Below are 11888 nucleotides of genomic sequence, written 5' to 3'. Positions count from 1 at the left end.
CGAGGGAGATTGTATGATAAAACCAGACCGGAACGAACGCAGCAGCACATTGAAAGGCAAGCGTGTTATCCTCCTTGGAGGAACGTCAGGAGTCGGATTCGCGACAGCCGAAGCCGCAGCGCGGGAAGGGGCGTCCGTAGTCGTAGTATCCAGCCGAAAAGAAAGAGTTGACGCGGCCATCTCGCGTCTTCCCCACGGCGCGGAAGGACATGCGGCCGATCTCGCGAATGAGGATCAGATTCGCGTATTATTCGACCAAATCGGCGAATTCGACCACTTGGTTTTCACGGCCGGCGAATCCTTGCAAGTCGAAAGCCTCAGCGCAATGGATGTGGACGCGGCGCGCCGGTGTTTCAACCTGCGGTACTGGGGGGCATTCATGGCCGCTAAGTACGGCAGTAAGAACATGAGACAGGGCGGCTCCATCACTTTGACTTCCGGCGCCGCCGGAGCCAGGCCGCAAAAAGGCTTGACGGTCGCGGCCAGCATATGCGGCGCTATTGAGGCACTGACCAGGGCGCTGGCCGTCGAGCTCGGCCCGCTGCGTGTCAACGCCGTTTGTCTCGGGCTCATGCGTACGGAACTGTGGGACGGCATTCCCGAACAAGACCGGAACGCGATGTATGAGAACGTCGGAAAAACCCTCCCTGTTGGCCGGGTGGGAGAACCGGAAGACGCAGCCGAGGCGTATCTGTACTTAATGCGCGAAAAATATTCCACCGGACAGATCGTAGTCGTAGACGGCGGTTCGACGCTGGTGTAACATTTGTGGTCTAAGATAGCGCTTGCCTGAGTTTTGCTATACACTGGGAATAAACTGCCGATTACAAAAAGTGTGGTGACTCCCAGTGTTCAAAATTATGCTGATTGAAGACGATATAACCCTGTTTCATGAAGTTAAAGAACGTCTCCTGAAGTGGACCTATGACGTATACGGAGTCCGGGATTTCAGCAAAGTGATCCATGAGTTTACTGAAATTAAGCCCGATCTCGTCATTATTGATATTCAGCTGCCCAAGTTTGACGGCTTCCATTGGTGCAGAATGATCCGCTCCCATTCCAATGTGCCAATCATCTTTCTGTCCTCGCGCGATCATCCGACCGATATGGTGATGTCCATGCAGCTCGGTGCAGACGATTTTATTCAGAAGCCGTTTCACTTTGAGGTGCTGATCGCCAAAATCCAGGCTACCCTCCGCCGTGTATACAATTACAACACAGAGCGGATTGAGCTTAGAACCTGGCGCGGGGCTGCCGTTGAATACGTCAAGAACACCATTGCCAATGAGAACGGCTCGCTCGAATTGACGAAGAATGAAATGCTCATTTTAAAAATACTCATCGAACAAAAAAATCGCATCGTGAGCCGGGAAGAGCTCATTAAGAGCCTGTGGGACAACGAGCACTTTGTCAGCGACAATACGTTGACCGTGAACGTCAACCGTCTGCGCAAAAAGCTGGATAACATCGGATTGGGCGCTTTTATCGAAACGAAGGTGGGACAAGGCTATATGGCTGCGGAAGAGGCTGCTTTTTTATGATCGGAAAATACGTCAGGGAACGGCTAAGCTGGATTGTCCTCTTCCTGTTTCTTCAACTGCTCGTTCTATTTATTGCCGCCGTAGATACGTCCCTCCCGTTCCTGCCGATCCTTTATATCGTCTTCCTTTCGGCGCTTATTTTTACGGTGTTTCTGTTCGTGAGGTACCATAAGGAAACGAAGTTTTATAAAAGCCTGGAATCTTGGGATGAAACTTGCGATTTAGCCGCCATAGCCGATCCGGAAAGTCCGTTTGAAAATATGGCGCTGGACATGCTCGCCCGGCAAACCGAGCGGTATAAGCAAGAATCCTCATTGCATCTGATCGAACTTGAACAAGAGAAGGACGAGCTCCTATCCTGGATTCATGAAGTGAAAACGCCGCTCACAACGATGCAATTAATGATCGAGCGCCTGGACGACGAGACGCTCAAGCCGCAACTGATGTACGAATGGCTTCGCATTCACCTTCTTCTTGACCGGCAGCTGCATCAGAGACGCATCCCTTTCATCAAAAATGATGTATTCATCGAGACGGCTGCGCTGGAACCGATCATCTACAAGGAAATCAAAGCGCTGCAGTCCTGGTGTATGCAAAAAGGCATCGGCTTTGACGTCTCGCTGCAAGTCCCGGAGGTGCTCACGGATGCGAAGTGGCTGGGCTTTATCGTCAGACAGCTGCTGACGAATGCCGTGAAATACAGTGATGCTTCCGACATTATCATTGAAAGCGAGATGAAGGACGGGCAAGTCAGGCTTCGCATTCAGGATTTCGGGCGCGGCATCGACCCCAAGGACCTGCCGCGGCTTTTTGACAAAGGATTTACGTCGACGGCTGTGCATACGGACAGCGCGGCAACCGGAATGGGACTCTATTTGACACGCAAAGCTGCCGACTCCCTGTTAATCCGCATCGATGTGGACTCCAAGCCTCAAACGGGCACCGCCTTCACGCTAACTTTTCCGAAAAAAAATGATTTTATAGACGTAAGAAGCATGTGACAAAATTGTCACATGCTTTTGCGCTTTGTTCGGCGAATCGAAGGAAAAGGGCGGGCCTGTTCGAGTATGATGAGAGCATGAGCTGAAGGAGTGATAGAAGTGGCGATTTTGGAAGCAAATAAAATTTATAAAAGCTACGGCAACAAATTCAATAAACAGGAAGTGCTGAAAGGCATCGACATTAGCGTGGAAAAAGGCGAGTTCGTCAGCATTATGGGCGCATCCGGCTCAGGGAAAACGACTCTCCTGAACGTGCTCTCTTCGATTGATCATGTCAGCCGCGGGAGCATCAAAATCGAAGGCAAGGAATTCACGGGAATGAAAGAGAAGGAACTCGCCGAATTCCGCAAGCGGCATCTCGGCTTTATTTTTCAGGAATATAATCTTCTGGATACGCTGACGGTGAAAGAAAACGTGCTGCTGCCATTGTCGATCCGGAACGTATCCAGGAAAGAAGCCGATCAGAAATTTCAAATCGTAGCGACAGAGCTCGGTATCTATGAACTCAAGGACAAATACCCGAATGAAATATCCGGCGGGCAGAAGCAGCGGACATCGGCCGCCCGCGCTTTTATTCATGAGCCCGGGATCATTTTTGCAGATGAACCGACAGGTGCGCTGGACTCGAAATCCGCTTCCGATCTGCTGCACAAGTTAAGCGAACTCAATCGGAAGATCACGGCAACGATCGTCATGGTTACGCATGATCCCGTGGCGGCCAGTTATTGCAGCAGAGTCGTTTTTATCAAAGACGGGCAGATTTACACGCAGTTGATCAAGGGCGAGGAATCCAGGCAAGCCTTCTTCAATGACATTATCAAGACGCAAGGCGTACTGGGCGGTGTCCAGGCATGAGCATTACCGACCTGATTTACCGCAATTTGAAAAAGAATCTTAAAAATTATTATTTGTACGTATTTGCGCTCATCTTTAGCGTCGCGCTCTATTTCGCCTTTGTCACCCTGCAATACGATCCGGCTATGGACGAGTACAAGGGATCTATAAAAGGCGCTGCCGCTCTCGGCGCGGCGTCGGTGCTGCTTGTTGCCATCGTGGCCATTTTCCTGCTGTATGCCAACAAAATCTTCATCAAGCGGCGCAGCAAGGAGATCGGGCTGTTTCAATTGATCGGATTGACCAAGGGAAAAATATTCCGGATCCTGAGCAGCGAGAACCTGATCCTGTATTTTGGTTCCATGCTGATCGGCATCTTCGTCGGGTTCTCCTCCTCGCGGCTCATCCTGATGATTTTATTCAAGGTGATAGGCGTGGACGCCAAAGCAGCCCTAAACTTTTCATCCTCCGCTATGATTCAGACTCTCATCGTATTCGCGGCCATCTATTTGCTTATTATGATGATGAATTTTATGTTCATTAGGAACCAGAGTATTTTGTCGTTGTTCCGCGTCGTATCCACCACCGAGAACAAAATCAAGCAAATGTCCCTGTTCGAAATGCTCATCGGACTGCTCGGGATTGGCTTTGTTTTGCTGGGGTATTATGTATCCACCAGATTATTCCGCGGCGATTTCGTAAATATGAACCAGTTGTTCCTTGCCATGATCTTGATTCTGGGATCCGTCATCATCGGAACGTATTTGTTTTATAAGGGTTCCGTCAGCTTTATATTCAATGCGATCCGTAAAAGCAAAGGCGGTTATTTATCGCTCAACGATGTGCTGTCCCTTTCGTCCATCATGTTCCGAATGAAATCAAACGCCCTGCTGCTGACGATTATAACAACCGTCTCTGCGCTTGCAATCGGATTGCTGTCCCTCAGCTTTATTTCTTACTATTCGGCGGAAAAGCTGTCCCGGCAAAGCGTGCCCAACCATTTTTCCGTCCTTTCCGCTGATGATGCCGTGAAATTCACCCAAGCGCTCGACAAGGAGCGTATCGCGTATAAGACAACCCGGCGGGACGTTATTCAGGTGAACGCCGATATGTCCCGGATCACCGAATCGAAGCTGACCGAAGCCGACAGAGATAGGATGATCATCCCTGTCGTCAGCGAGGATACGGTTCCGGGCGCGGATGTCACTCCTGAAGAGACGCTGTTTGCCGGTTCCAGCGACGCATTGATGCAATTTATGGCGATCAAGACAACAGGGCAGGTTGAACTTAAAGGGAAGTCGCAAACCATCAAGCAGAAACTAATCGGTGTAAAAAAAGACGCTGTCGTATCTTTGTATTTTTCGGGCGGCGTGCCGGCAGCGATTGTGGATCGTACGGTCTATGAGCGGTTAGCCGGGGATTTGAAGCCGGATATTCAAAAGAAAAGCTCCGTCTATTTCGGTATCGACATTGCCGATCCGTCGTTGCTTGACAAAGCAAGCAAAATCTTTAACGAACTGGGTTTCGGCGACAAACAGGGCTATTACTCCCAGCCGGAAATCGTTGCAAGTCAGAAGGGCACCATGGGGCTGATCATGTTCATCGTCGGATTCCTGGGGCTGACCTTCCTGATTACCTCGGGCTGTATTCTGTACTTCAAACAAATGGACGAAGGAGAAGAAGAGAAACCGAACTATACCATCTTGCGGAAGCTCGGATTCACCCAAGGAAATCTGCTCCGGGGCATTCAGATCAAGCAGCTCTTTAACTTCGGCATACCGTTAATCGTCGGATTACTCCACAGCTATTTTGCCGTCAAATCCGGCTGGTTCTTCTTCGGTACCGAGCTATGGACGCCGATGGTGATCGTCATGCTGCTGTACACGGCGTTGTACTCCATCTTCGGGCTTTTGTCGGTGCTGTTCTACAAACGCGTCATTAAAGAATCGTTATAAATTGAAGGCCTTCCTATATAAAGGAGGGCCTTTCTTTTAAGCAGACGGATGCACGGTTCATGTTAAGATTTTTGGAACTTTCGACAAAATACCTTGATTACTCGCTTTGAAAGTTAAATAATATGGTACGGGCTGTTTAAAGCTTCAGCCAACAAAGCGGAAAGGTGAAAATAACATCATGGAATTATCCCAAAGCAATATCATGAAACAAACTGCTAAAAAATCGTTCCCCATCTCGCTACTCTCTTTAACAATGGGAGCTTTTGCGATTGGAATGACTGAATTTGTCATCATGGGTCTTTTACCTAATGTGGCCGAAGATTTGAATGTCAGTATCTCGGCCGCAGGACAGCTCATTACGATGTATGCGCTTGGAGTAGCCGTAGGAGCCCCAATTCTGACGGTGCTTACCCACAAAATTCCGCAAAAGAAACTATTATGTCGATTGATGGTTTTATTTATCCTCGGAAATGTACTCTCCGTGCTCGCCCCGAACTACGCCGTTCTGATGGGGGCTCGTGTGATCACGGCATTGACTCACGGGACTTTCTTCGGAGTCGGGGCCGTTATTGCCTCCGGCCTTGTCGCCCCGGACAAAAGGGCCGGAGCCGTATCTATCATGATGGCCGGTCTCACCATTGCAAATATTATCGGTGTCCCGTTGGGGACATTTATCGGCCAGCATTTGGGATGGCGCGCCTCGTTCGGGACGATTGCCGTTATGGGTGCCGTGACATTGGTCGGCATACTAATCTTCATACCGCAAATCCGGCAAGACAAGTCCGCCGGTATTGTTCAGCAGATTTCCGCCCTTGCGAATCCCAAGCTTCTTGTATTCCTGCTGATCACTGCATTAGGCAATGCCGGCCTATTTGCCGTATTTACTTACATTACCCCGCTGCTTGTGCAAATTACCGGTTTTACCGAACATAACGTCACCTGGATCCTGGTCCTGTTCGGCTGCGGAGTGACCGCCGGTAACATGATCGGTGGCAAGCTGGCGGACTGGAAACTGATGCCTTCCATACTTGGAATTTACTTCATAACATGCGTCCTCCTTACTATGTTTACTTTTACCGTTCACAGCCCCGCTGCCGCGGTATTGACCATCTTCCTTTGGGGAGCCGCTTCCTTCGCCGTATTCCCGGGGATGCAGGTGCGTATTATGAGCTTAGCCCAGTCTGCGCCGGCATTAGCCTCTACCGCCAGTCATTCAGCCGGCAACCTTGGAAATGCAACAGGCGCTTTCATCGGAGGATCGGTCATAACCCAACTGTCCATCGCTTCCCTCCCTTGGGTCGGTGCCGTGCTTGTAGGGCTAGCGCTGATTTTAGGAATTGCCTGCTATATCTCAGAACGTAAGCCTGCTGTTGGCGCGTAATTGATTTTTTATATGAAAGAGCCCCGGCTTCGCTTTTAGAAGCAGGGGCTTTTTGTGACTAGCATGTTTTTGAAGTGGAGGGCAGGGACTTTCCCAGGTTCTGCAACCTAAGGAAGTCCCTTCAACGAGAAGTCGAAGCTATATCTTTTTTACAAACTCCGATTTTAATTTCATTGCTCCGAACCCGTCAATTTTGCAGTCAATATCATGGTCGCCGTCAATCAGACGAATATTTTTTACTTTGGTGCCTATTTTGACGACCAACGACGTTCCTTTTACTTTCAGGTCTTTAATGACGGTAACCGAATCGCCATCGTGCAAAACATTGCCATTGGCATCTTTAACGATTTTTTCGTCTTCGCTATTTTCGGAACCGGATTCTAAGGTCCACTCATGGGCGCACTCCGGGCATACCAGCAAGCTTCCGTCCTCGTATGTGTATTCTGAATTGCATTTCGGGCAATTGGGCAAGTTTGACATCGTATTGACTTCTCCATTCGTTGTTTTATCTCTATACATACTGCCACAGTCCGCCTTAGTCGGTCAAGCCGCCGCTTGTAGCTGAAAAGGCGGCTGACTATTATTGCACTCTACTGCTAACCATCCTCATATGCCTGCGTACCCTTATACAAAACCAGTATTGCTGCTGCTATAAGGATCATCCCCATAAAAGCGGGTGCGGCATGACCAAGTGATACATAGATTTGACCTCCAATGATAGGCCCAATCATTCTTGCTAAAGCCTGAATAGATTGGCTGCCTCCTTGAATCCTTCCTTGTTCACTAAAACCGACAGACCTGGAGAGCATCCCATTGAATGAAGGCCCAAAGATCGAATCGCCAAAACCAAATATAAACATTCCAGCGATAAAAAGAGGATAGAATGAGAACAAAGCCGATGCTGCAATAAGACTGTAGCCTATAATCTCCGAAACCATGCCAAGAATTGCTATCTGTTTATCACTAAGTTTTATCAAAAGCTTTGGCATTATGAAACCTTGTGAAATGATGTCTTGGAAGCCCATAATTGAAAACATAAGTCCGATTAGTGCAGGCTTCCAACTGAAAGTATCCATTGTAAATTGTGAAAAAACCGCCTGTAAAGATCCGTTGGGTATCCAAAGTAAGAACGCTGAGACAAGCAGCCTTTTTAAGTTTTTCATGGAAAGTACGTTTGCAAGCTGTGTAAATGGATTCAGTCTTACAAAGGCTATCTCTTTCAGTCTATTGTTCTTGTCAAGGCTCTCAGGCATATATAAGATTCCATAAACGACATTCAATAAAGTTATGATTGCTCCGAAATACATGGGCGCAGAATAACCAAACTTGGCAAGTAATCCGCCTAGAGTTGGGCCAATGACGGTGCCTACACCTACAACCGCACTCACCCATCCAAAGTATTTGGTTCTCTGTTCCGGAGGAATGATGTCTGCAAAATATGCGAAGATAGTGCTTATGCTCCCGCCTGTTATACCTTCTATTATGCGCCCGGCAAATAGTACCCATAGCGCTCCTCCTATGCCAAAAACGAAGTACCCGATTGCGGAACCCAATAGGCATACTAAGAGCAATGGACGACGGCCATATTTGTCGCTCAAAGCTCCAAGTACAGGAGCCGCAAAAAACACGCAGACTGCATAAACAGAGGTCAGCAGCGTAACAACTATAGCTTGTTCTCCCGGATTGCTTATATAAGGCTGCACTAAGAATGGGACGACAGGTGCTATGATACTGAAGCCTATTCCGCAAAGAAACACAGAGATAAGACCGAATATTAAAGCGTGTTTATCTACGGTCTGTTCTGTGTTCTGTTCATGGTGTGATCTAGATATGGACATTTAAATTCTCCCCTCAAAAGTTATGATTTTGATTCCTCGGAAACAAATTTATTGTATTGCGACTTTGTTTCCTTGTCAACAAAATAATAACAATAAAAATGCAGCCTGTTCTCAATAGAGCCCGGCTGCCTGTGGTTTCATTTTCATGATTCAAATTTATTCCGACTTAATATCTATACCCTGTTTCTTTATTTCTGCATCCAAATGCCTGCTATACTTTTCCATGAAGCTAAGCATACTGTCAAATTGTTCCTCGGTTATCTGCTCAAATACGGCTTTATCCCGCTCTTGAAACTCTTTGTGCAGTTCCTCATGGATTTTATAAATCACTTCCCCTTGCTCAGTAATCCTAAAATAGATTTCTTTCTTGTTATCCGGCTTCTGGTAGCTTTCGATAAGGCCTTTTTTTATGAGCTTCTTAGTTATTTTACTTATGGCACCGCGAGTCATATAAAAGGCCTCCGCAAGTTTTGTCACGTTGGAATCTGCATTTCTTCCAATGTATTCGATACAATGTACTTCAGAAGGCTTATAGCCCTTAAGACTGTCTTCCATCTTAAACTTATTAAGGTAAACCATCTTGTTTAATAAGTCCCTGAAACCCATTATGACCTGCTCTTCTTTGTTCACGGCCTGTCCTCCCAACCGTTGGTTTTTAAAATGGAATTGACCTTGTTCCTCGGTATATGCTATTCATAGGAATAAAAAACCTGTAGGCGGGAAGCCTGAAAAGGGGTGCACATCCACGTATGGTATAAAAGCGCCCGGATTTCCGGACGCTTCTAAGTTATATTTTATACTGTTTACTAGACAGGTTGCAGTTCATTGACTAGACCGAGATTCCGCGCTGTTGAAGTATGAATTTCGTTGATAAGCTCCGGGTTTTTCAACAATGACAAGCCATAAGAAGGAATCATTTCTTTTATTTTCGGTTCCCACGCTTTTATATGCTGCGGGAAGCATTTATTTATGACCTCAAGCATGACGGAAACGGCGGTTGAAGCCCCCGGAGAAGCGCCGAGCAATGCGGCTATCGAGCCATCAGCGGCACTAATCACTTCCGTACCGAATTGAAGCGTTCCTTTGCCGTCAGCAGTATCTTTGATAATTTGCACACGCTGGCCCGCTACCAGCAAATCCCAATCCTCGCTTTTGGCGTTCGGGACGAATTCCCGTAAAGCTTCCATCCGCTTTTCTTTCGATAACATAACTTCTTTGATCAGGTATGTTGTTAATGACATGTTTTTTACGCCTGCCGCCATCATCGTTACGAGATTATGCGGTTTTACGGAAGTTATCAAATCGAACATCGAACCGAATTTCAAAAACTTTGGCGAAAAGCCAGCAAACGGCCCAAATAACAACGATTCTTTGTTATCGATAAATCTTGTGTCAAGATGCGGAACAGACATTGGAGGAGCGCCGACCGGAGCTTTGCCGTATACTTTGGCATGATGCCGCGCTACAATATCCGGTTTCTGACACACCATAAATACTCCGCTTACCGGAAATCCTCCAATACCCTTTCCTTCAGGAATATCGGATTTTTGCAGCAAATGGAGGCTTCCGCCCCCGCCGCCGATAAAGACGAATTTTGCAGTATGGCGTTCGACGGTGCCGGTATCGACATTCCGTATTTTCAAATCCCACAAGCCGTCGCTAGTACGTTTAATATCATCGACATTGTGTTTGAATTTTATATCGACGCTTTTACTCTTTAAGTGATCAAACAATAAGCGCGTTAAAGCGCCAAAGTTGACATCCGTCCCGGACTCGATTCTTGTTGCCGCTATAGGTGAATTCAATGTCCGGTCTTTCATCATAAGCGGGATCCATTCCATCAGTTTTTCCGGGTCATCGGAAAATTCCATTCCTTGAAACAGGGGATTGTTAGACAGTGCTTCAAACCGTTTTTTCAAAAATGTTACATCATTTTCGCCTTGTACAAAACTCATATGAGGCACCGGCGCGATAAAGTCCCGCGGATTACGTATCAGCTTGTTGTTTACAAGATAAGACCAAAACTGCTTTGAAACCTGATACTCTTCATTCACTTTTATAGCTTTGCTAATATCTACGGATCCGTCTGTTTTTTCGACGGTGTAGTTGAGCTCGCACAGTGAAGAATGCCCCGTTCCCGCATTATTCCATTCGTTAGAGCTTTCCTCTCCTGCGGTTGCGCGCCTCTCAAACACTGTAATTTTCCAGTCCGGCACTAATTCTTTCAGCAGTGACCCTAAAGTCGCACTCATGATTCCGGCACCAATTAAGATAACGTCTGTTTTGGTTTGTCTGTTGCTCATGTTTACCGTCCTTACACGCTGATATTTGAAGAAAAGATGAAGGCGTTCTTGCTTAGGCTCCACAGCAAGGCAGGGTGCGACCTAGTCACGCACCCTTTCTGCATTAATTATAACCTGATTATAGTGTAACACTATTAATTATTGATTAAGATATCTACTATTATATGATACTTATATGCTATTTAAAAGCAGGTAAATTTCAGCGATTGACAAAAAGAAGGTTGCTGAAGGCCTTACCCCTGCCCGGATCGTGAAAAAAGTCACAATCCCTAAACCAGGAATTGCCCTAATTTAAAGAGTCCACCCACGCGTCGACAGTGAATACATCGGCCTGAAGGGGGAACACCTTCTCGATTAGAACGCGATGAACCTCGGGGTCGGCATCGATACATGCGTCGGAAAGCACCGTAAGGGTAAAGTCTTTATCCGCCGCTTCCCGTAAAGTCGATAGAACGACTCCGCTTGTGGCGATACCGCTGAGAATGAGCGTGTCGATTTGGCTGGACCGAAGGATGACCTCAAGGTCACTCCCGGTGAACGCGCTAACTCGAAACTTTGTCACAATCGGCTCGTCCGGCCGGGGCTGCACGGATTCGTGAATTTGTATCGGCGTCTCCGTGGCCGCTGTTCCGGCCCGCTTGGAAATACCCGCGAACATTTTGTTTCTAGGACTAATCTCGGGATAACCTGCGCGAAATGCGACCCGTACGTAAATAACCGGGATGGCGTGCCTGCGTGCGGCTTCAATGGCCTTTTGGAACGGAAGCAGTGCGTTCTCGTTTTCTACGAAACGCGATACGACGCTGTTTTGCATATCCATGACCAACAGCGCGCTTTTGCTCTGCGGATTTTGCATAGTGTGTATACTCCTTTTCATAACGATTAAAGTCCGGCTGCCGGTTCAATAAATCATGTCTTGCCGGATTCATCGCAGTCATAGCTTTATAACACTATTGTACCAATTATCTAAATAGTCAACAAACAAAAAAAGCGACTTTTCTGGCCCTCATAATACCGGATTGGCGGAATGTCTTG

10 protein-coding genes and 1 pseudogene are annotated in these 11888 nt (G+C 47.3%); 6 read left to right on the top strand and 5 right to left on the bottom strand.

Features of this window, described 5'->3' with window-relative positions; all coding sequences use genetic code 11:
- The first annotated feature begins 13 nt into the window (after positions 1-13).
- The 6 genes and pseudogenes from AC0LWT_RS16875 (at position 14) to AC0LWT_RS16850 (ending at position 6712) form a co-directional block, all read left to right on the top strand.
- Complete coding sequence (locus AC0LWT_RS16875; RefSeq protein ID WP_474682422.1) at positions 14-763, top strand: SDR family oxidoreductase; 750 nt, start codon at positions 14-16, stop codon at positions 761-763.
- A gap of 85 nt (positions 764-848) precedes the next feature.
- Positions 849-1541, top strand: a complete 693-nt coding sequence (locus AC0LWT_RS16870; RefSeq protein ID WP_474682421.1) for a response regulator transcription factor — start codon at positions 849-851, stop codon at positions 1539-1541.
- Positions 1538-2542, top strand: a complete 1005-nt coding sequence (locus AC0LWT_RS16865) for a sensor histidine kinase (RefSeq protein ID WP_474682420.1) — start codon at positions 1538-1540, stop codon at positions 2540-2542. Before AC0LWT_RS16870 ends, AC0LWT_RS16865 begins: the two co-directional genes overlap by 4 nt.
- Positions 2543-2641: 99 nt before the next feature.
- Positions 2642-3440, top strand: a pseudogene (locus AC0LWT_RS16860) (ABC transporter ATP-binding protein).
- Positions 3394-5331 carry an ABC transporter permease gene (locus AC0LWT_RS16855; protein ID WP_474682419.1) on the top strand — a complete coding sequence of 646 codons (1938 nt, stop codon included), beginning with the start codon at positions 3394-3396 and terminating at the stop codon, positions 5329-5331. The pseudogene AC0LWT_RS16860 and the gene AC0LWT_RS16855 overlap by 47 nt, the downstream one beginning before the upstream one ends.
- Before the next feature lie 178 nt (positions 5332-5509).
- Positions 5510-6712, top strand: coding sequence for an MFS transporter (locus AC0LWT_RS16850; RefSeq protein ID WP_474682418.1), 1203 nt, complete (start codon positions 5510-5512; stop codon positions 6710-6712).
- Between the two features lie 138 nt (positions 6713-6850).
- On the opposite strand, the gene AC0LWT_RS16845 is transcribed toward AC0LWT_RS16850, so the two are convergent.
- The 5 genes from AC0LWT_RS16845 to AC0LWT_RS16825 all read right to left on the bottom strand — a co-directional run bounded on the left by AC0LWT_RS16845 (position 6851) and on the right by AC0LWT_RS16825 (position 11709).
- Positions 6851-7192 (bottom strand): zinc ribbon domain-containing protein YjdM, encoded by a 342-nt coding sequence (locus AC0LWT_RS16845; protein WP_474682553.1) that lies wholly within the window; start codon positions 7190-7192, stop codon positions 6851-6853.
- Positions 7193-7308: 116 nt separating this feature from the next.
- Positions 7309-8550, bottom strand: a complete 1242-nt coding sequence (locus tag AC0LWT_RS16840; protein ID WP_474682417.1) for an MFS transporter — start codon at positions 8548-8550, stop codon at positions 7309-7311.
- Between the two features lie 156 nt (positions 8551-8706).
- On the bottom strand, positions 8707-9180 hold the full coding sequence (locus AC0LWT_RS16835) for a MarR family transcriptional regulator (protein WP_474682416.1): 474 nt from the start codon (positions 9178-9180) through the stop codon (positions 8707-8709).
- A 176-nt stretch (positions 9181-9356) separates the two neighbouring features.
- Positions 9357-10916: a malate:quinone oxidoreductase gene (locus tag AC0LWT_RS16830; protein WP_474682415.1), complete on the bottom strand. Its 1560-nt coding sequence runs from the start codon at positions 10914-10916 to the stop codon at positions 9357-9359.
- Positions 10917-11139: 223 nt separating this feature from the next.
- The gene (locus AC0LWT_RS16825; RefSeq protein ID WP_474682414.1) at positions 11140-11709 is read right to left on the bottom strand and encodes a cysteine hydrolase family protein; all 570 of its coding nucleotides are present in this window, start codon (positions 11707-11709) and stop codon (positions 11140-11142) included.
- Between the last annotated feature and the right edge of the window lie 179 nt (positions 11710-11888).

The organism is Paenibacillus sp. sgz302164, from assembly GCF_056120505.1.
This window is presented reverse-complemented; position numbering and strand designations above follow the sequence as displayed.